19 protein-coding genes are annotated in these 20089 nt (G+C 71.2%); 13 read left to right on the forward strand and 6 right to left on the reverse strand.

Annotation, left to right across the window (positions count from 1 at the left end; translation table 11 throughout):
- Position 1: 1 nt before the first annotated feature.
- Both BM287_RS04385 and BM287_RS04390 read right to left on the reverse strand, forming a co-directional pair.
- Positions 2 to 763, reverse strand: coding sequence for a glycosyltransferase family 2 protein (locus BM287_RS04385; RefSeq protein ID WP_090036355.1), 762 nt, complete (start codon positions 761 to 763; stop codon positions 2 to 4).
- Between the two features lie 155 nt (positions 764 to 918).
- Positions 919 to 2583, reverse strand: coding sequence for a DNA-3-methyladenine glycosylase 2 family protein (locus BM287_RS04390; protein WP_244527890.1), 1665 nt, complete (start codon positions 2581 to 2583; stop codon positions 919 to 921).
- A 153-nt stretch (positions 2584 to 2736) separates the two neighbouring features.
- Here BM287_RS04390 and BM287_RS04395 point away from each other — a divergent pair, with 153 nt between their 5' ends.
- The 5 genes from BM287_RS04395 (at position 2737) to rpsO (ending at position 6713) form a co-directional block, all read left to right on the forward strand.
- Entirely contained in the window at positions 2737 to 4134 is a 1398-nt protein-coding gene (locus BM287_RS04395; RefSeq protein ID WP_090036358.1) for an FAD-binding oxidoreductase, read from the forward strand.
- A 164-nt stretch (positions 4135 to 4298) separates the two neighbouring features.
- On the forward strand, positions 4299 to 4673 hold the full coding sequence (locus BM287_RS04400; protein WP_090036360.1) for an FKBP-type peptidyl-prolyl cis-trans isomerase: 375 nt from the start codon (positions 4299 to 4301) through the stop codon (positions 4671 to 4673).
- A 148-nt stretch (positions 4674 to 4821) separates the two neighbouring features.
- A complete protein-coding gene (locus BM287_RS04405; protein WP_090036362.1) occupies positions 4822 to 5466 on the forward strand; it encodes an acyl-CoA-like ligand-binding transcription factor in 645 nt (214 codons plus the stop codon).
- An 81-nt stretch (positions 5467 to 5547) separates the two neighbouring features.
- Positions 5548 to 6309 (forward strand): VOC family protein, encoded by a 762-nt coding sequence (locus tag BM287_RS04410; RefSeq protein WP_090036363.1) that lies wholly within the window; start codon positions 5548 to 5550, stop codon positions 6307 to 6309.
- Between the two features lie 134 nt (positions 6310 to 6443).
- Positions 6444 to 6713 carry a 30S ribosomal protein S15 gene (gene rpsO, locus BM287_RS04415; protein ID WP_090036365.1) on the forward strand — a complete coding sequence of 90 codons (270 nt, stop codon included), beginning with the start codon at positions 6444 to 6446 and terminating at the stop codon, positions 6711 to 6713.
- A gap of 24 nt (positions 6714 to 6737) precedes the next feature.
- On the opposite strand, the gene BM287_RS04420 is transcribed toward rpsO, so the two are convergent.
- Positions 6738 to 7991: a low temperature requirement protein A gene (locus BM287_RS04420; protein WP_244527875.1), complete on the reverse strand. Its 1254-nt coding sequence runs from the start codon at positions 7989 to 7991 to the stop codon at positions 6738 to 6740.
- Positions 7992 to 8009: 18 nt separating this feature from the next.
- On the opposite strand from BM287_RS04420, the gene BM287_RS04425 reads away from it, so the two are divergent.
- Positions 8010 to 8420 carry a VanZ family protein gene (locus BM287_RS04425; RefSeq protein ID WP_090036368.1) on the forward strand — a complete coding sequence of 137 codons (411 nt, stop codon included), beginning with the start codon at positions 8010 to 8012 and terminating at the stop codon, positions 8418 to 8420.
- A 341-nt stretch (positions 8421 to 8761) separates the two neighbouring features.
- Complete coding sequence (locus BM287_RS04430) at positions 8762 to 11056, forward strand: polyribonucleotide nucleotidyltransferase (RefSeq protein ID WP_090036369.1); 2295 nt, start codon at positions 8762 to 8764, stop codon at positions 11054 to 11056.
- Positions 11057 to 11243: 187 nt separating this feature from the next.
- Here the strand turns inward: BM287_RS04430 and BM287_RS04435 are convergent, their stop codons facing one another.
- Positions 11244 to 11708: an Lrp/AsnC family transcriptional regulator gene (locus BM287_RS04435; protein WP_090036371.1), complete on the reverse strand. Its 465-nt coding sequence runs from the start codon at positions 11706 to 11708 to the stop codon at positions 11244 to 11246.
- A gap of 182 nt (positions 11709 to 11890) precedes the next feature.
- Here BM287_RS04435 and pdhA point away from each other — a divergent pair, with 182 nt between their 5' ends.
- Genes pdhA through BM287_RS04450 form a run of 3 tightly spaced genes read left to right on the forward strand, consistent with a single transcriptional unit; the run spans position 11891 to position 15632 of the window.
- Complete coding sequence (pdhA, locus tag BM287_RS04440; RefSeq protein WP_090036372.1) at positions 11891 to 13066, forward strand: pyruvate dehydrogenase (acetyl-transferring) E1 component subunit alpha; 1176 nt, start codon at positions 11891 to 11893, stop codon at positions 13064 to 13066.
- Positions 13063 to 14073: an alpha-ketoacid dehydrogenase subunit beta gene (locus BM287_RS04445; RefSeq protein ID WP_090036374.1), complete on the forward strand. Its 1011-nt coding sequence runs from the start codon at positions 13063 to 13065 to the stop codon at positions 14071 to 14073. Before pdhA ends, BM287_RS04445 begins: the two co-directional genes overlap by 4 nt.
- Positions 14073 to 15632 (forward strand): dihydrolipoamide acetyltransferase family protein, encoded by a 1560-nt coding sequence (locus BM287_RS04450; RefSeq protein ID WP_090036376.1) that lies wholly within the window; start codon positions 14073 to 14075, stop codon positions 15630 to 15632. Before BM287_RS04445 ends, BM287_RS04450 begins: the two co-directional genes overlap by 1 nt.
- A 121-nt stretch (positions 15633 to 15753) precedes the next feature.
- Here the strand turns inward: BM287_RS04450 and dapD are convergent, their stop codons facing one another.
- Positions 15754 to 16758 carry a 2,3,4,5-tetrahydropyridine-2,6-dicarboxylate N-succinyltransferase gene (gene dapD, locus BM287_RS04455; protein WP_090036377.1) on the reverse strand — a complete coding sequence of 335 codons (1005 nt, stop codon included), beginning with the start codon at positions 16756 to 16758 and terminating at the stop codon, positions 15754 to 15756.
- Positions 16759 to 16775: 17 nt separating this feature from the next.
- Here dapD and dapE point away from each other — a divergent pair, with 17 nt between their 5' ends.
- From dapE to BM287_RS04470, 3 genes are all read left to right on the forward strand, one after another.
- Complete coding sequence (gene dapE, locus BM287_RS04460) at positions 16776 to 17873, forward strand: succinyl-diaminopimelate desuccinylase (RefSeq protein WP_090036379.1); 1098 nt, start codon at positions 16776 to 16778, stop codon at positions 17871 to 17873.
- Complete coding sequence (locus BM287_RS04465; protein ID WP_090036381.1) at positions 17842 to 19116, forward strand: hypothetical protein; 1275 nt, start codon at positions 17842 to 17844, stop codon at positions 19114 to 19116. Before dapE ends, BM287_RS04465 begins: the two co-directional genes overlap by 32 nt.
- 68 nt (positions 19117 to 19184) lie before the next feature.
- On the forward strand, positions 19185 to 19358 hold the full coding sequence (locus BM287_RS04470; protein WP_018190460.1) for a DUF3117 domain-containing protein: 174 nt from the start codon (positions 19185 to 19187) through the stop codon (positions 19356 to 19358).
- 83 nt (positions 19359 to 19441) lie between these two features.
- On the opposite strand, the gene BM287_RS04475 is transcribed toward BM287_RS04470, so the two are convergent.
- Complete coding sequence (locus BM287_RS04475; RefSeq protein WP_090036518.1) at positions 19442 to 20074, reverse strand: O-methyltransferase; 633 nt, start codon at positions 20072 to 20074, stop codon at positions 19442 to 19444.
- Between the last annotated feature and the right edge of the window lie 15 nt (positions 20075 to 20089).

Here is a 20089-nt window from a genome sequence, read left to right on the forward strand (position 1 = left end):
CTCACGCTACGGCGCCCGGAGCGTCGGGACCGTGTTCCCGCGCGCGGCGCCGCTCCACCCTCCGCCGCCACGGCGACTGCTCGGGGAGGTGCATGCTCAGCGTCGTGTACGCCCAGCGCAGGCGGCGGCCGAAGCCCCGCCAGGTCGCGAACGGGCGGGCCGAGATGCCGACCGTGAGCCGTTCGTCGTAGCGCACCGTGGTCTCCAGGTCGAGGTGCAGGGAGAGGTCCAGATCGTCGTGGATGTCGCCGCGGTCCCGGTGCACCCGGTCGCGGACGTCCTGCCACACCTCGCGGCGCATGGCGAAGTTGGAGCCGAAGACCGGCGGGTTCCCGAGCCAGAGCCCGATGGCCCAGAAGTAGCCGCCGATGTAGAGCACCTGACCGAGGCCCGCGACCACGGTGCTCCCGTCGTAGAACACCCCGCGCCCGGTGAGGACGCCGACCTCCGGCGCGTCGACGAGTTCGGCCTCGATGTGCAGCAGCCAGTCGGCCGGCGGCCGGGAGTCGGCGTCCAGCCGGGCGATGATGTCGCCGGTCGCGGAGTCGTAGCCGGTGGATGCGGCCGGCCAGATCCCGCGCAGTGGCTGCTCGATCACACGCGCGCCTCCCGCCCGGGCCACGGCGGCGGTGTCGTCGGTGCTGCCGTTGTCCACGACGATGATCTCGTCCGCCGGCCGCAGTTGCGCAGCCAGATCGGTCAGGCAGTGTGCGAGCATCGCCGCGTCGTCGAGCGCGGGGATGACGACCGAGATGGAGGGCACGGTGAGACTTTACGCTCCGCCAGGCGTCGAAGCTGTTACCTCGGTCGCAGGCTCCCTCGGCGCTGGGGTCGCGCACCGCTCCGCGGCGCCCCTAGCTCCACCGCGCGGTCGCAGGCTCCCTCGGCGCTGGGGTCGCGCACCGCTCCGCGGCGCCCCTAGCTCCACCGCGCGGTCGCAGGCTCCCTCGGCGCTGGGGTCGCGCACCGCTCCGCGGCGCCCCTAGCTCCACCGCGCGGTCGCAGGCTCCCTCGGCGCTGGGGTCGCGCACCGCTCCGCGGCGCCCCTAGCTCCACCGCGCGGTTCCACAGATGCATGCCGGCGTAGCTCCGCCAGGGCGCCCAGGCCTCGGCGTGGGCCGACAGCGCTCGCGGCTCGGCCGGCAGCCCCAGCCGCGCGGCGCCCTGCCGGAGGGCCAGGTCGCCGGTGAGGAGCACATCCGGGCTGCCGAGGACCCGCAGCGCGACGTACCCGGCCGTCCACGGCCCGATCCCCGGCAGCGCGAGCAGCCGCTCTTCGAGGTCGTCCCGCGATTCGCCGATGTCGATCGTCAGGCGACCCTCGGCCAGCGCCTCCGCGACCCCGACGATCGCGTCGATCCGGCGACCCGGCCCGCGCAGCACCTCGCGCCCGCGCTCGGCGATCGCGGCAGCGGCGGGGAAGAGCCGCGTGAATCCGCCGCTCGCCGGCGCAGGCTCGCCCGGCATCCGCAGGTCGACCGGCTCGCCGAGCGCCTCGGTCAGCCGCGTCAGCGCGGTGCGCGCCGCCGCGACGGAGACCTGCTGGCCGATGAGGGCACGGAACACGATCTCCTCGCCGTCCACCGCACCGGGAACCCGCAGGCCCGGCGACGCGGCGACGCTCGGCGCGAGTGCCGGATCGGAGGCGAGGACGGCGTCGATCGCCTGGGCATCCGCATCCAGATCCAGCAGCCGCCGCACGCGTGCGACCAGCGGAGCCAGGTCCGACACGTCGGCGAGGGCGGCATCGCACTGCACCGCCGGCGCCTCCGTCGTGCCGCTGAGTGTGAGCCGCACCACGGCCGGGCCGTGCGGGAGGCGGAGCGCACGGGCATAGTCGGCACCGCCCGGGCCGGCCGCCTCGACGCCGGGGATGGACCGCGCCGCCAGGAAGCCCAGGACGGATGCGCCGTCGAACGGCGCGCGAGCCGGCAGCCGGAGGCTGAGGGTCACGGCGCCCGCCTCCCGATGGGTCGCCGAGGGGGACCTCCGCGCCGCCGCCCGGATCGCGCTCGGCGGCATCCGGTACACCTCGGCCATCGTCTCGTTGAACTGGCGGACGCTGCTGAACCCGGCCGCGAAGGCCACGTCGGTCACGGCCAGGTCGGTGCCGGTGAGCAGCAGTCGCGCCGTCTGGGCGCGATGCGCGCGGGCCAGGGCGAGCGGCCCGGCGCCGAGCTCGGCGGTGAGGACGCGCGTGAGGTGGCGCGTCGTGTAGCCGAGCCGCTGTGCGAGCCCGGGGACGCCCTCCCGCTCCACCGTCCCGTCGGCGATGAGGCGCATCGCGCGGGCGGCGAGGTCGTCGCGGACGTTCCACTCGGGGGAGCCCGGAACGGCATCCGGGAGGCAGCGCTTGCAGGCGCGCAACCCGGCTTCGTGCGCGGCGGCCGCCGTGAGGTAGAAGGTCACGTTCCGCGGCTTCGGCATCACGGCCGGGCAACTGGGCCGGCAGTAGATCCCCGTCGAATGGACGCCGGTGATGAATTGCCCGTCGAATCGCGCATCCCGGGCGCTCATGGCGCGGTAGCGCTCCGCGAAGAGGGGGTCGGCGAGCCGGCTGTCGGTCGCCGTGGCTGCCGCCATCGGACTGGCCGTCGAGGGATGCCGCACCGTGCTCATCTCCCCACCCTGACACCTGCCGCCGACATGCGATAGCGGAAATCGGACATCAGCGCCGGGTGTGCGGTGCGGGAGGCGCCGCGCCGGGTCGGCGATCGGCCTCGCTAGCCTGGACGCATGGATGTTCTCGACTGGCTCGCGACCGCGCTCGGCGAGGACGCCGCCGCGGCCGGCGTGCTGACGACCGACCCCGCCCTCCTGGATGCGGCCCGCACCGACCGCTCCGGCTGGGTCGCTGCGGGTACGCCACGCGCCATCGTGACCGCACGCTCCGTCGAACACGTGCAGGTCACCCTGCGCGCGGCCAGCGAGTTCCGCGTCCCGGTCGTGCCGCGCGGCGCGGGCACGGGGCTGGCCGGCGGAGCCAACGGGACGGACGGCTCCATCGTCCTCGACGTCTCGGCGATGAACCGCATCCTCGAGATCTCGGCCGAGGACCAGCTCGCCGTCGTCGAGCCGGGCGTCATCAACAGCGACCTGAATGCGGCGCTCGAGCCGTCCGGCCTGTTCTTCGCGCCCGACCCCGCGAGCAGGGCCATCTCGACCGTCGGGGGCAACATCGCCACTAACGCCGGCGGCCTGCTCTGCGCCAAGTACGGCGTCACCCGGGAGGCTGTGCTCGCCCTGGACGTGGTCCTTGCGGATGGACGCCTGCTGCGCACGGGCCATCGCACCGTCAAGGGCGTCACCGGCTACGACCTGACCGCCCTGTTCGTCGGGTCGGAGGGGACGCTCGGCGTCATCGTCGGTGCGACCGTACGGCTGCAGCCGATCCCGTCGGGCGAGCCGGTGACCCTCGGGGCGATCGTCCCCGACGTCGGCGCGGCGGCGCAGGCCGCCGCACGCATCACCGCGGCCCGCCTCTGCCCGGCGGTCATGGAACTGCTCGATGCGCCCGCGCTCGAGCGGATCTCGGCCTACCTCGGGCGCGAGACGATCGAGCAGGCGTTCGGCGCGAGCGGGGGAGCGTCCTACCTCCTCGTGCAGTTCGACGGCCCGACGGCGGACACGGACGCGCGTGCTGCCGCCGAGCTCCTCCGCGAAGCCGGCGGCACGGTCCGGGTCGCCGCCGATGCCGAGGAGGGCGAGCGGCTGCTCGCCCTGCGGCGCGCCTTCCACCCGGCCCTGGAATCCGGCGGCGAAGTGCTGATCGAGGATGTGGCCGTGCCGCGCTCCCGGATGCCGGAGATGTTCGCGGCGATCGAGCGCATCTCGGAGCGCTACGGCATCCTCATCCCGACGGTGGCGCACGCGGGCGACGGGAATCTGCACCCCAACTTCGTCTACACCGGGGACAGGGTGCCGGATGCGGTGTGGGATGCGGCGGGCGACTTGTTCCGTGCCGCCATCGAGCTGGGCGGGACGCTGACCGGCGAGCACGGCGTGGGGATGCTGAAGCGCCGCTGGCTCGCCGAGGAGCTGGGACCGGACTCCTACGAGCTGCAGGTGAAGCTCAAATCCGTGTTCGACCCGCTCGGCATCCTCAACCCCGGCAAGGTCTTCGGCGGCCCCTGACAGACTCGACCCCCGGTGGTGCGGCGATGCCTGCAGCGCTCCCGGGGGATCGAGTTATGCGTCAAGGATGCCTCCAGACACCCCTCGAGCGCAACCCCCCCTCGTGATGCGCGGACAGCGAACGCGCTTTGACGCCGCCCCTCCACACCGGTTGGATGGGACCTATGGCAGAGAACACCAACCAGAAGCCCGAAGTCGACGCCCCCGAGGGCCCGGCTCCCGAGACGCTCGAGATCGTCGACATCGTCGAGGGCACCGGACCCGAGGCCGCGCCCGGCTCGAAGGTCGACGTGCACTACCTCGGCGTCGAGTACGAGTCCGGCGAGGAGTTCGACTCCTCCTGGAGCCGCGGTCAGTCGATCGACTTCCCGCTGAACAACCTCATCAAGGGCTGGCAGGAGGGCATCCCCGGCATGAAGGTCGGTGGACGCCGCAAGCTCACCGTTCCGCCGGCGCTCGCCTACGGACCCGTCGGCAGCGGTCACCCGCTGTCCGGCAAGACCCTCATCTTCGTGATCGACCTGCTCGGAGTCAGCTGAGCCCTTCGGACTCCGAATGCTCGTCAGAGACGGAGGGGATCCTGGCCACGGCCGTGGTGATCCCCTCCGTTTCCGGCGTCCTGGGGTGGACAGCGGGCGAATCTCCTCCGAATGCCGCACCCCGTCCATCCGGTGCCATGATCGGAGGATGACCTGGTCCGACTCGCTCGCGGCGGCATCCCCGTCCGGGGGCGACTCGCCCGACGCCGCGCCTGCGCCGACTCGCCGCCGCGGCCGCCCCGCCGACGTCGACCCCGAGCGCGTGGCGCTGCTGGCCCTCCGGCACTTCGACGAGCACGGCTACGAGCAGACGACGATGGACGACATCGCACGTCTGGCGGGCATCGGCCGGAGGACGCTGTTCCGCTACTTCCCGAGTAAGCCCGCGCTGGTCTGGGGCGGCATCGAACCCGTCGTCGGCCGGATGCACGCCGTCCTCGATGCGGCCGGCGACGACGAGACGACCCGAGACGTGCTCGAACGCGCCGTCAGCGAGTCGCTGGCCATGACGCCGGAGGCGGAGGAGGCGACGCGGCGGCGGATGACCCTGATGGGTACGCACCCCGCGCTGATCGCGTTCGGCCTCACCGCCATCGCGGCGAATCGTCACGTCCTGGTCGAGTTCCTGGCGCGCCGGCTCGAGGCGGACCCGTCGAGCCTGCGTGTGCAGGTGCTGGCGGACGCCCTCGGCTCGGCCGACTTCTCGGCGCTGCTCTGGTGGGCGCGTCACAGCGACGGGTCGCCGGCCGAGGTCGTGCTGGCGGCCATGGACGAGCTGCTGCGCGGCATCTGACCCGGACCGGACAGCACTGCGGGGGCTGCCCATCCCGCCGCACCTCTCGACCCGTGCAGCCTGCGCGAGTAGCGTGTGCGCATGCCGATCGAAGACGACTTCCCGCAGGGCACTCCCATCTGGGCGGATCTCCAGACCGGCGACCAGCCCGCCGCCTCCACGTTCTACCGCGACCTGTTCGGCTGGGAGGTGGCACCCGCATCCCCGGACACCGGCGGATACGGAATGGCCTCCCTCAGCGGTACGCCCGTCGCAGCGATCGGACCGCTGCCTCCCGGGAACGTCCATGCGACCTGGACGGTCTATTTCTCGGTGGACGATCTGGAGGTCGCGGTGGATGCCGCGCGGGCCGCCGATGGCTCGATCCTGATGGAACCGGGTGAGGTGTCGCCCGGCGTCCGGCTGGCGATCGTCGCCGATCCGGCCGGCGGGGTGTTCGGCCTCTGGCAGCGGCGTGCCGACCCGTGGCTTCGCGACGAGCCGGGCGCCGTCGACTGGCTGGAGCTCGTCGCGGCCGATCCGGCGTCCACCTTCCCGTTCTACGAGTCCGTGCTGGGCGTGGGGATCAGCGAGATGCGTGTCGGCACAGAGCCCTACGGCCTCTTCGATGTGGGCGAGACGAGCGTCGCGGGGGCGTACCGGTCCGATTCCGGGGACCCTGCGCACTGGCTCGTGTACTTCAACGTCCCGGACCTCGATGCCGCTGGCGCGCAGGCGACCGAGCTCGGAGGGACGCTGCGCACCGAGCCCATGTCGGCGCCGGGAGTGGGGCGCTGGGTCGAGATCGTCGATCCGCAGGGCGCCGCTTTCGCCCTTCTGGAACCGGAACCGGAGCCCGCCTGAGCCCGTCGTCGCGCGGCCGGTCGCATCCGGCCCTTCTGGTAGACTCGACAAGTTGCCGTCGAACGGCCGCGGATCAAGAGAGCCCAGGCATACGGCCCCGGGCACCGCGCAACGAACTGAAAGGGGATCCCTCTATGGCGCTTGATGCAGACACCAAGAAGGCGATCATCGAAGAGTACGCAACCCACCCCGGTGACACCGGATCCCCCGAGGTCCAGGTCGCGATCCTGACCAAGCGGATCAAGGATCTCACCGAGCACCTCAAGGAGCACAAGCACGACCACCACTCGCGTCGTGGCCTGCTCCTGTTGGTCGGACAGCGTCGCCGTCTGCTGGGCTACCTGGCGGACATCGACATCAGCCGCTACCGCTCGCTGATCGAGCGTCTCGGCCTTCGTCGCTAGTCTTCGATCGACTCCGCGAACTTCTTACGGACGGGCCGTCGCCCCGGGTAACTCCGGGTGGCGGCCCGTTCTGCGTGTCCGGGCGCTGCCGGCGGGCGGCTGCCGGCGGCGGGCGGTCGCCTGATCCAGCAGCGTCGCGGCGACGAGTGCCGCCGCCACCAGGGCGATCCCGATCGTCACCCCGACCAGGCCGATCGCCGGCGAGGCGAGCGGCAGGAGCAGCACCAGCGCCAGGGAGATCACCGTCTTCACCGGACGGATGACGACCTCCGGGACCAGCGGAGCGTGCAGGACGTAGAGCATCAGGAGGAACACGGCCACCGGCACGGCCATCGCGTACTCGACCATCGTGTTCGAGGCGCTCGAATGGGCGGCGCCCGCCTGCACCGCGACCTCCAGTCCAGCTCCGAGCGCCGCCAGCGATGCGAACACGAAGTAGTGCCCGTAGCCCCAGTAGAAGGACCGGGCGCCGCGACCTGCCCGGAGGCCTTCGGCGGCCGGCTCGAGGAAGTACAACCACCAGAGGGCGAACAGCAGCACGAGCCCCGCCACGGCGATCCATACCAGCGCCCCGGAGAAGCCCGACCGGGCCAGCGCGTTCTGCACACCGGCGGCGGAGGCGGACACCGACTCGCCGAGCACGATGATCGTGAACAGCCCGTAGCGCTCGGCGATGTGATGCGGGTGCCAGCTCGTCATCCGCGGGCGCTCCGCCCAGAGCGGCATCACGAGCTCCAGGAGCGCCCCGACCAGGAATGTCGGAACGGCGAACTGCGGGGGGAGGAAGCCCCACGCGATCCACACCACCTGCACGGAGGCGACGCCCGCGGCATACCGGAACGCCGTCGTGCGCCCCTCGGGATGCTCGACGCCCGCGCGGATCCACTGACCCACCAGCGCCAGCCGCATGATGATGTAGCCGACGATGATCGCGGTGAAGTTCTCGTCGTTGTACGCGGCCGGGACGCCGGCGGCGAGGACGAGCACCCCGGCCATCTGCACGAGGGTCATCACGCGGTAGAGGACGTCGTCGGTGTCGTAGGCCGAGGCGAACCAGGTGAAGTTCATCCACGCCCACCAGATCGCGAAGAACACCATCAGGTACAGCGGAAGCCGGTCCAACACGTGGCCCTGCGCGCCGGCGTGCGCCAGCTGGCCGGCCACCTGGGCGATCGCGACGACGAAGGTGAGATCGAACAGCAGCTCCAGGGGGCTGGACACCCGGTGCTGCTCGTCGGTGGAGCGCCCGGTCATCGGGATGCGGAACGCGGTGGTCATGTGGGCCAGCATAGGAGGATGCGCCGCCGTGCCGTGCTCCCCGTCCTGATCGTCGCCTACCTCGGCGCCGTCGGCTGGATCACGCTCGACCCGGCCCCCGGCGACCCGGCCGGCAATCCTCTGCTGCGGTCGCTCCTTCGTGCGGTGTCCGGGGTGCCCGGCCTGCAGTGGGTGGACTACGGCGTCGCGGAGTTCTCCGCGAACGTGCTGCTGTTCGTGCCGATGGGCGTGCTCTTCACGGTGCTGCTGAGCCGGTGGCGGTGGTGGCTGGCCCTCGCCGTCGGTGTCGCGGCGACCCTGACGATCGAGTTCGTGCAGCTGTTCCTCCCGGCGCGGTTCAGCGACCCGCGCGACCTGCTCGCGAACACCCTCGGCACCCTCGTCGGCATCGCCCTCGTCTGGGTCGCGGCGCGCCGTCACGCCGGGTAGGGTGCACGGCGCGCAGCGCGCCGCGCAGCGCCCCGAACTCCTCCGGCTGGCCACCGGCTGATAGGATGCTCGTGGTCGGCCGTGCGCCGACCATCCAACTCAAAACCGAGAAGGAACCCGGAGCAGGCTGGCAGGAGCTGGTCCTCGGTGGTGGCATCCGGATGCGGCCGCGCTCTGACAGCGCCGCAACCGTGTATTTCTACTGATGGCCAGACGGGCTCAGCCCCACGCACCCGCATGGGATGCCGCGTACACACGACGTGTCGATCTGCCTGTTCCTGCTCCTTGGATGAAGTCGCGTCCACATGGGACCGCGACGTTAAACAAAGGAGACAGACCTCTTGGAAGGTCCTGAAATCAAATTCGCCGAAGCCGTGCTCGACAACGGCCGCTTCGGCACCCGCACCGTCCGGTTCGAGACCGGACGCCTCGCCCAGCAGGCGCAGGGCGCAGTCGCCGCCTACCTCGACGAGGAGACGATGCTGCTGAGCGCGACGAGCGCCAGCAAGCACCCGAAGGACAACTTCGACTTCTTCCCGCTCACGGTCGATGTCGAGGAGCGCTCGTACGCCGCCGGGAAGATCCCCGGCTCGTTCTTCCGCCGTGAGGGCCGCCCCTCCACCGAGGCGATCCTGGTCTGCCGCCTGATCGACCGGCCGCTGCGCCCGTCGTTCGTCGACGGACTCCGCAACGAGGTCCAGATCGTCATCACGGTCCTCAGCATCGCGCCGGGCGAGTTCTACGACGCGCTCGCGATCAACGCGGCCAGCGCCTCCACGCAGATCTCCGGTCTGCCGTTCTCCGGCCCGATCGCCGGTGTGCGCCTCGCGCTCATCCCCGGCAACGGTGCTCACGAGGACCAGTGGATCGCGTTCCCGAAGGCCGACCAGCTCGAGGAGGCCGTGTTCGACCTCGTCGTCGCCGGCCGTGTTCTCATCAACGAGGACGGCTCCGAGGGCGACGTCGCGATCATGATGGTCGAGGCCGAGGCCACCGAGAACAGCTGGAACCTCATCCAGGGCGGTGCCGTCAAGCCCAACGAGGAGATCGTGGCCCAGGGCCTCGAGGCGGCCAAGCCGTTCATCCGCGAGCTCGTCGGCGCCCAGAACGTGATCGCCCAGCAGTCGGCCAAGGAGATCCAGGATTACCCGGTCTTCCTGCCGTACAGCAAGGAGACCTACGACAACGTCGCGGGCCTGGCCTACGACGACCTCGTCGCGGTCTACCAGATCGCCGACAAGGTCGAGCGCCAGAACGCCGACGACGCGCTCAAGGAGCGCGTCAAGGTCGCCATCACCGAGAAGGTCGAGGCCGGAGCGCTCCAGCCGGAGGCCCTTCAGCAGTTCTCGGCGGCCTACAAGTCGGTCTCGAAGGTCGTCATGCGCGGCCGCGTGCTGCGCGAGGGCATCCGCATCGACGGCCGCGGGCTGACGGACATCCGTCCGCTCGACGCCGAGGTGCAGGTCATCCCGCGCGTCCACGGCTCGGCGATCTTCCAGCGCGGCGAGACCCAGATCCTGGGCGTCACCACACTGAACATGCTCAAGATGGAGCAGCAGATCGACTCGCTGTCGCCGATCACCAAGAAGCGCTACCTGCACCACTACAACTTCCCGCCCTACTCGACCGGTGAGACCGGCCGCGTCGGGTCGCCGAAGCGTCGCGAGATCGGGCACGGCTTCCTCGCCGAGCGCGCCCTCGTGCCGGTGCTGCCGAGTCGCGAGGAGTTCCCGTACGCGATCCGTCAGGTGTCCGAGGCGCTCAGCTCCAACGGATCCACGTCGATGGGCTCCGTCTGCGCCTCCACCCTGTCGCTGCTGAACGCCGGTGTGCCGCTGCGCGCTCCCGTCGCCGGCATCGCCATGGGCCTGGTGTCCGACGTCGTCGACGGTGAGACCCGTTACGCGGCGCTCACCGACATCCTGGGCGCCGAGGACGCGCTCGGCGACATGGACTTCAAGGTCGCCGGAACCAGCGAGTTCGTCACCGCGATCCAGCTCGACACGAAGCTCGACGGCATCCCGTCGTCGGTGCTCGCCGGCGCGCTGAAGCAGGCGAAGGACGCGCGCACCACGATCCTGAGCGTGCTGAACGCCGCGATCGACCGTCCGGACGAGATGGCCCCGACCGCGCCCCGCGTGATCTCGGTCCAGATCCCGGTCGACAAGATCGGTGAGCTGATCGGCCCGAAGGGCAAGACGATCAACGGCATCCAGGACGAGACCGGCGCCGACATCTCCATCGAGGAGGACGGCACCGTCTACATCGGCGCCACCGACGGCGCGTCGGCCGAAGCGGCCCGCGCCCAGGTGAACGCGATCGCGAACCCCACCAACCCGGAGGTCGGCGAGCAGTTCCTCGGAACGGTCGTCAAGATCGCCGCGTTCGGTGCGTTCGTCTCGCTGCTGCCCGGCAAGGACGGCCTGCTGCACATCTCCGAGGTCCGCAAGCTCGCCGGTGGCAAGCGCGTGGAGAACGTGGAGGATGTGCTCGGCGTCGGACAGAAGGTCCTGGTCGAGATCACCAAGATCGACGACCGCGGAAAGCTGTCGCTCGCTCCGGTGATCGCCGACGACGCGACGGCCGACGCTCCGGCGGAGTCCGCTCCTGCCGAGCCCGCCCCCGCCGAGGCGTAACCCGTCCCGCCACGAAGGCCGCGCCGACTCCGTCGGCGCGGCCTTCGTGCGTCCCGTCCCGCGTCCCGCCCCGCCCCCCGAGCCCCACCGTCGAGTACACGAAGATTGCACGCGGCAAGCGCTTACCCTGTGCAATCTTCGTGTACTCGACGGTGGGGCGGAGGGGTGGGGCGGAGGGGTGTGGGGGTCAGGCGTCGCGGGTGAGGAGCGGGCGGAGGCGGTAGGGGATGAGCTCGCCCATGTCGAGGGACGTCTCGGCGCGATCGACGCCGTCGGTCGACTGGATGATGCCGGTGATGCGGAAGAGATCCTCCGCGTCGACGCAGACGACACGCAGCAGCAGGTCGGAGGGGCCGGAGAGGCCGTGCGCCTGCACGATCTCCGGAATGGCCGCCAGGCTGTCCACCACAGCGGCCAGACGCTGCTGCCGGACGTGGACGTTCACGAACGCGGCCAGCGGATACCCCGCGACCCGGGCCGAGATGCGCCGCTCGAACGACAGGAAGGCGCCGCTGCGCTCCAGCTCCGCCACCCGCGCCTGCACCGTGTTCCGGCTGAGGCCGAGGCGGTCGGCGAGCGAGACGTTGGTCGATCGGGGGTCGTCGGCGAGGGCGAGGAGGATGCGGCGGTCGGTCGTATCGAAGCTGCGCATAGTGTGAAAGCTAGCACCATTCGTACTCGCGAGATAGTGCATCCTGCACGGTCGACACGCCGATGGTTGTGCGCGCTGATCGCGCGGCGTAATCTGCCTCTAATTCCGGCAAGGAGGCCGGGAGCCGGTCGGGCACGCCACAAGCGGGCCGGCCGGGCGCGAGAGTGAAGGTTGCGTGAACCGTGACGATCGACAATCAGCCGGCCACCCGTCGGGGCGGCTCCCACATGGACCTCGGTCACCTCGACCAGTTCGGCCTCGGCGAGACAGCACTCGGCGAGTTCGCCCTGGTCCGTCTTCTGGATGAGAACGGCGTCCGCCACGAGGACGAGCGCTTCGACGCCTGGGTCTCCGACATCGGCCCCGATCAGCTCCTCGACCTGTACGAGGACATGCGCGTCATCCGTCGCATCGATTCCGAGGCGACCGCCCTGCAGCGTCAGGGCGAGCTGGGCCTCTGGCCGCCGCTCCTCGGACAGGAGGCCGCTCAGATCGGCTCCGGCCGGGCTCTCCGCTCCGACGACTTCGTCTTCTCCAGCTATCGCGAGCACGGCGTCGCCTACTGCCGCGGCGCCGGCCTCGTCGACCTCCTCCGCGTCTGGCGCGGCACGACGCAGAGCGGCTGGAACCCGTACGACATCAACATGGCGACGCCGCAGGTCATCATCGGCGCGCAGACACTGCACGCGACCGGGTACGCGCTCGGCATCCAGGCCGACGGGACGGACGCCGTCGCCGTGGCGTACTTCGGCGACGGCGCCACCAGCGAGGGGGACGTCAACGAGGCGCTCATCTTCGCGGCGACCTACGCCGCCCCGGTCATCTTCTTCTGCCAGAACAACCAGTACGCCATCTCGGAGCCCGTCTCGCTGCAGGCGCAGCGTCCCATCGCCGACCGTGCGCCGGGCTTCGGCGTGCCGAGCGTCCGGGTCGACGGCAACGACGTCCTGGCCGTGCTCGCGGTCACCCGCGCCGCCCTGGACCGTGCCCGCAGCGGAGGCGGCCCCACCTTCATCGAGGCGGTCACCTACCGCATGGGCCCGCACACGACGGCGGATGACCCGGGCCGCTACCGGGATGCGGCCGAGGTGGAGCAGTGGCGCGGCAAGGATCCGCTGACGCGCGTGGAGGCGTATCTGGATGCGCAGGGCGCGCTCTCCGAGGAGCGGAAGGCCCGGATCGCCGGCAAGGCCGACGCCGTGGCCGCCGAGATGCGCGCGGGCATCACATCCCTCGTCGACCCCGACCCCCTGTCCGTCTTCGACAACGTGTACGCCGAGCCGCACACCGGTATCGCCCGTCAGCGCGACCACTATTCGCGCTACCTGCGCACGTTCGTGGGGAGCGACGGACGATGAGCTCTCTCACCATGGCGAAAGCCATCAATGCGGGTCTGCGTCGTGCACTCGCGTCGGACGACCACGTCGTCCTCATGGGCGAGGACATCGGCACCCTCGGTGGCGTATTCCGCGTCACGGACGGCCTGCAGACCGAGTTCGGGCCACGACGGGTGATGGATTCGCCGCTCGCCGAGTCCGGCATCCTCGGCACCGCAGTCGGCATGGCCTACCGCGGCTACCGGCCCGTTGTCGAGATCCAGTTCGACGGGTTCATCTATCCCGCCTTCGACCAGATCGTGAACCAGGTGGCGCGGATGCACTTCCGCACCGGAGGCGCGGTGCGGATGCCGATCGTCATCCGCGTGCCGTTCGCGGGCGGCATCGGCTCGGCCGAGCACCACTCCGACTCCCCGGAGGCCTACTTCGCGCACACCGCGGGACTGCGCGTGGTCAGCCCGTCGGATCCGCAGGATGCGTTCACGCTCATCCAGCAGGCCATCGCCTCCGACGACCCTGTGCTGTTCTTCGAGCCCAAGCGCCGCTACCACGCGAAGGGCGAGGTGGATGAGGATGCGCCGCTGGCCGACGCCCGCCCGATGGGCACCGCGCGGGTGCTGACCGAGGGCACGGACGTCACCCTGGTCACGTACGGCGGCCTGGTGCAGCTGGCGCAGGATGCGGCGGTCGCCGCCGGGGACGAGGGCGTCTCGGTCGAGGTGATCGATCTCCGTTCCCTGTCGCCGCTGGACGTCGACACCGTGGTGGGTTCGGTGAAGCGGACCGGCCGTCTCGTCGTCACCCATGAGGCCGCGCTGTCCGGCGGTCTCGCGGCCGAGATCTCCGCCTCCATCACCGAACGGTGCTTCTATCATCTGGAGCACGCGCCGGTGCGCGTGACCGGGCATGACATCCCGTATCCGCCCGCCCGGCTCGAGTCGGCGCACCTGCCGGACCTCGACCGCATCCTGGACGGCATCGACCGCGCCATGGATCGGCCCAACTCGCTGACCGGGGTGGAGGACTGATGGCGGTCAAGCAGTTCGCCCTGCCGGATCTGGGCGAGGGTCTCACGGAGTCGGAGCTCGTCGCCTGGAAGGTCGCGGTGGGCGACACCGTGCACCTCAACCAGATCATCGCCGAGGTCGAGACTGCCAAAGCCCTCGTGGAGCTTCCGGCTCCGTACGAGGGCCGGGTGTCGAAGCTGTTCGTCGAGCCGGGAGTGACGGTGGCGGTGGGGGAGCCGCTGGTCGCGTTCGAGGTGGATGCGGATGTGCCGCTCGAGGGCGCTCCTGCGGTGCCTGCCGAGCCGGCCCAGGATGGGGATGCGGCGGATCAGGCTGAGGATACGGCGGCCCAGGATGCGGATGAGGATGCGGATGCAGGTGCGGACGGCCAGGAAGCGGCTGCGCCTGCCTCGGCAGAGCCGAGCCAGGCTGCGGCCGCGCCGGACGGGCGCGAACCGACGCTCGTGGGCTACGGCGCACGGCCCGAGTCGCAGGCGCGCCCGGCGCGGAGGGCACGCCCGGGACTGGCGCAGGAAGGACGGCAGCGTGCCGACGTCACGGTCGACGTCGCGGTCGCGACGAGGGCGGCAGCAGCGGCGCCGACGGCTCTGGCCGAGCGGCCGCGCGCGACCCCTCCGGTGCGCAAGTTCGCGCGCGAGCTCGGCATCGACCTGGCGTCGGTGTCCGGTTCGGGTGATCGCGGGCTCATCACCCGCACCGATGTCGAGGCGTACGCCGGCAAGCGGGACGGTACCGCGCCGACCGCGCCGAGCGCGACCGCGCCGAGCGCGACCGCGCCGAGCGCGACCTCGCCGAGCGCGACCATGCCGACCTCGACCTCGGCGACGGCCACCGGCCCGGCCGGAACGCGCGCAGGGTCGCGCGAGAAGCGCATCCCGATCCGCGGCGTGCGCAAGGCGACCGCCGACGCCATGGTGCGCAGCGCGTTCGGCGCGCCCCAGGCGACGGTCTTCCTGACGGTGGATGTCACGCCGACGACCGAGCTCGTCGCACGGCTGCGTGCGCGCCCGGAGTTCGCCGACGCCCGCCCGGGTCTGACCGCGGTGGTCGCAAAGGCGCTGCTGCTGGCCATCCGCCGCACCCCCGAGGTGAACTCCCGTTGGGACGAGGCGAGCAACGAGATCGTCCAGGCGGAGTACGTGCACCTCGGGATGGCCGCTGCGACCCCGCGCGGCCTGCTGGTGCCGGTCATCCGTGACGCCGACGGGATGACGCTCGGCGACCTCGCTGATGCGATCCGGCAGCTCGCCGAGACCGCTCGGGCGCGGCGCACAGCCCCGTCAGACCTGAGCGGCGGGACCATCACGGTCACGAACGTAGGAGTGTTCGGTGTGGATGCGGGGACGCCCATCCTCACGCCCGGCGAGGCCGCCATCCTCGCCGTCGGAGCCGTCCGGCGCCAGCCGTGGGAGCACGACGGAGGCATCGCGCTGCGGGAGGTGCTCACCCTCGCGCTGACGTTCGACCATCGGATCGTGGACGGCGAGCAGGCCTCGCGCTTCCTCGCCGACGTCGGTCGCATCCTCTCCGATCCCGCGTCCGTCCTCGCCCTCGTCTGACCCCCCACCCCCCACCGTCGAGTACACGAACTTTGCACGCGACTCGCCGTGCGAGCGTGCAAAGTTCGTGTACTCGACGGTGGGGCGGGGTCGACGGTGGGGCGGGGTCGACGGTGGGGCGCTAGGCGTGGAGGGCGGCGTTGAGCTCGACGCCGGTGCCGGCGCGGCGGAGCACCTCGACGGCGCCGGTGAGCGAGTTGCGACGGTAGAGCAGGCCGGGCATCCCGGACAGCTCCGCCGCCTTCACCGTGCGCGGGCGGCCGTCCGCGGTGGGCGCCTCGCCGACCAGCACGACCTTGGTGCCCGCCGTCACGTAGAGCCCGGCCTCCACGACGGAGTCGTCGCCGATCGAGATGCCGATGCCCGAGTTCGCGCCGAGCAGCGCCCGCTCGCCGATCGAGACGCGGTGCGTGCCGCCGCCGGACAGGGTCCCCATGATGGAGGCGCCCCCGCCGATGTCCGACCCGTCGCCCACCACAACGCCCTGCGACACGCGCCCCTCGATCATGGAGGAGCCGAGCGTTCCGGCGTTGTAGTTCACGAAGCCCTCGTGCATGACGGTCGTGCCCGGCGCCAGGTGGGCTCCGAGGCGGACGCGGGAGGCGTCCGCGATCCGCACCCGTTCCGGCGTCACGTAATCCAGCAGGCGCGGGAACTTGTCGATGCCCGAGACCTGGATGCCCGCCCGCTGCAGGCGCGGACGCAGGCGGTCGAGGTCGGCCGGGTTCACCGGGCCGGCATTCGTCCACGCGACCGTGGGCAGGTGGGCGAAGACGCCGTCCAGGTTCAGACCGTTCGGCTGCACCAGCAGATGGGAGAACAGGTGCAGGCGCAGGTAGGCGTCGGGCGTGGAGGCGGGAGGCGCATCCAGCTCGATCTCCACGGTCACGATGTCGATGCGCACGGCGCGGCGCGGGTCGTCGCCCGCCAGTTCCTCGAGCTCCGCCGGCGCGATCCAGCGGTCGCGGCCGGCGGGCAGCGTGCCGAGCCGGGGCTCCGGGAACCAGGTGTCGAGCACGGTGCCGTCGGCGGCGACGGTCGCGAGGCCGTACCCCCACGCCGAGCGGGAGGCGGCGGTCCCCGAGGCGGCAGGCAGGGCGGAACTTTCAGGCACGTCGGAAGGCATGCCCCTAGGTTAGTAGGGTGCAGCTCAGCAGCGTTCCTCTCGACCTCACCGCCTCCTCCATCGATCTGACACGTCAGCTCTGCGATCTGGAGTCCGTCTCCGGGAACGAGGGCACGCTGGCCGATGCGATGCAGGCGGCCCTCGCCGGCCTGCCGCATCTGGAGGTGATCCGCGACGGCGACGCGATCGTCGCGCGCACGAACCTCGGCCGCGAGCGCCGGGCGCTGATCGCGGGCCACATCGACACCGTCCCCCTCAACCAGAACCTGCCGACGCGGTTCGAGGAACACGACGGCATCCGCTACCTCTGGGGCCGGGGGACCGTCGACATGAAGGCGGGTGTGGCCGTGCAGCTGAAGCTGGCGGCTGAGCTCACCGAGCCCGCCGTCGACGTGACGTGGATGTGGTACGACCACGAGGAGGTCAACGCCGAGCTGAACGGACTGGGCCGCCTCGCCCGCAACCGGCCGGACCTGTTCGTCGGCGATTTCGGCATCCTCGGCGAACCCAGCAACGGGGTGGTCGAGGGCGGCTGCAACGGCAACCTGCGCGTCGAGGTCCGCACCTACGGCCTGCGCGCGCACTCGGCCCGCGGCTGGGTGGGCGACAACGCCATCCACAAGGCCGCGCCGATCCTCGACATCCTCGCGGCCTACCGGGCGCGCGAGGTGGAGGTCGACGGGCTGGTGTACAGAGAGGGGCTCAACGCCGTCGGGATCTCCGGGGGAGTGGCCGGCAACGTCATCCCCGACGAGTGCATGGTCCACGTCAACTACCGCTTCGCGCCGTCGCGCACCTCGCAGGAGGCCATCGAGCACCTGCAGGAGCTGTTCGGCGACTACGAGATGACCGTCGTCGACCGTGCCGACGGCGCCCGCCCGGGATTGGATGCGCCGCTCGCGCAGGAGTTCGTCGCCGCGGTCGGCGGCGTGGCGAAGCCGAAGTACGGGTGGACGGACGTGGCCCGCTTCAGCGCCCTGGGCATCCCGGCGGTCAACTACGGCCCCGGCGACCCGCTGAAGGCGCACGCCGACGACGAGCGGGTGGACGTGGAGCAGATCGTCGCGGTCGAGGAGGGTCTGCGTGCCTGGCTCATCGGCACCGGCGCCCGCTGAGCCGGACGCACTGCACGCAGCCGCGGACCGCGGAGCGGGCCGGCGCGCCGAGAGCCGCCCGTGGTGGACGCTGTGGTGGGTGCGCGTCCTGGCGGTCTATCTCGGGGCGCGTGCGGGCACGACCGTCATCCTCCTGAGCTTTGCGGCGGGCGAGGGGAAGAACGCCTGGACCTCCGCCTCGCCGGACTACTTCTCGTTCGCCAACCTCTGGGACGGCCGCTGGTACGAGATCGTCGCCGGCTTCGGCTACCCCGCCTCGCTGCCGACGAGCGACGGCGTCCACGTCAGCGAGAACGCGTGGGCCTTCCTGCCGGGATACCCCGGGCTCGTCGATGTCGTCATGTTCGTCACGCGGCTGCCGTGGCCGGTCGCAGCGGTGCTGGTCTCGTTCGCGGCCGGCGCCGGGGCGGCCCTGGTCTTCCATCAGCTGATGCGCCGGGTCGGGCTCAGCCCATCCACCAGCCTGTTCGCCGTCGTACTGTTCTGCGTGTCGCCCGTGTCGCCGCTGTTCCAGGTGGCCTACGCGGAGTCGCTGTCCCTCCTTCTGCTGGCGACGGCGTTGCTGTTCCTGGTGGAGCGGAGGTACGGGTGGATGTTCCCGGTCGTGCTCGCGCTGGCGTTCACCCGGCCGAGCGGGCTGGCATTGGCGCTGGCACTCGGGCTGCACGTGATCTACCGGTGGGTCCGTCGACGGGACGACCCCTTCCCGGTGCGGGAGCGGGTGCTGAGCGTGGGGCTGACGGTGTTCAGCGGGCTCGCCGGGCTGGCGTGGCCGGCGATCGCCGCAATCGGCACGGGCTCGTGGACGGCGTACACCGACACCGAGCTGGCCTGGCGGGCGCCGTACATCGGCTTCACGCACCTCGTCCCGTTCACGCCGTGGTTCCAGGGGGCCGGCTGGTGGGCGAGCGCCATGCTCGGCATCCCGGGATGGGTGGGCATCGCCGCGCTCGTCGTCCTCCTGGCGCTGTTCGGCATCCTGCTCTTCTCGCCGGCGGTGCGCCGGCTGGGGGTCGACCTCCGGTTCTGGGTGGTGGCGTACTCCCTCTACCTGCTGGCGGTGTTCTTCCCGCAGTCGAGCACGTTCCGGCTGTTGATGCCGCTGTTCCCGCTGCTCGGCGTGCTGGCGCTTCCGCGCAGCCGCAGCTACCGTGCGGCGCTGGCGGTGCTCTTCATCGCGCTGCAGGTGGGATGGGTGGCCATCTGCTGGTCGATCGACGGATACGATTGGTCACCTCCGTGACCCCTACGATTTCCGCACGTCGGCAACGATGTCGGATAATAGAAGCACATCCACGAAAGGGGAGCTGCATGGCGGCCATGAAGCCGAGGACCGGGGACGGGCCGATGGAGGCTGTGAAGGAGGGACGGCTCATCATCGTGCGTGTGCCGCTCGAGGGTGGGGGACGACTTGTGGTCTCCGTCAACGATGCGGAAGCCAAAGAGCTTCATGACGCCCTCGCGAGCGTCGTGACCTCCGCCTGACATCGCGCCGGCGACGAATCGCCGAGATGAGAAGAGGCTCCGATCGATGCGATCGGAGCCTCTTCTCCTGCGTGGGGCCAGGGTCAGGGCGCCAGCTTGGTGAGCTGCAGCAGCCCTTCGCCGGCGGGGGAGAGGGCGCTGATCACGGCGCCGGAGGCGGACGTCTCAGTGATGAGCGTGCGGAATCCCGTCGCGATCTCGTCGCGCGCCGCCGGGTCCGCCACGCGTCCGCGCCACAGCGCGCGGGCCACCAGGACGGTTCCGCCGGGACGCACCAGCCGCAGGCCGTGCTCGACGTACTCGATGACCGACTGCGGGTCGGCGTCGATGAAGACGATGTCGTACGAGTTCTCGTTCATCCGCGGGAGCACATCGAGGGCACGGCCCGGGATGAGGCGCACGCGGTTGGCGCCGACGCCCGCCTCGGTGAAGAACGCGCGCGCATGCTGCTGGTACTCGACCTCGACGTCGATCGAGGTGAGTTGCGCCTCGGGCGCTCCGGTGAGCAGCCAGAGGCCGGAGACGCCGACGCCGGTGCCGATCTCCACGACGTTCTCGGCGTGGGTCGCGGCGACGACGACCGCGACCTGGGCGCCGGTGGCCGGCGAGATGGGGTCGACGCCCAGCTCCAGCGACTGCTGCCGGGCCCGGGCGACGACATCGCTCTCGACGACGACGTCGTCGGCGAACCTCCAGTTCGAGTCCTTGTCTGACACAGCGCTCCCGTCGAT

Source organism: Leifsonia sp. CL147, from assembly GCF_900114565.1.
Lineage (GTDB): Bacteria > Actinomycetota > Actinomycetes > Actinomycetales > Microbacteriaceae > Leifsonia.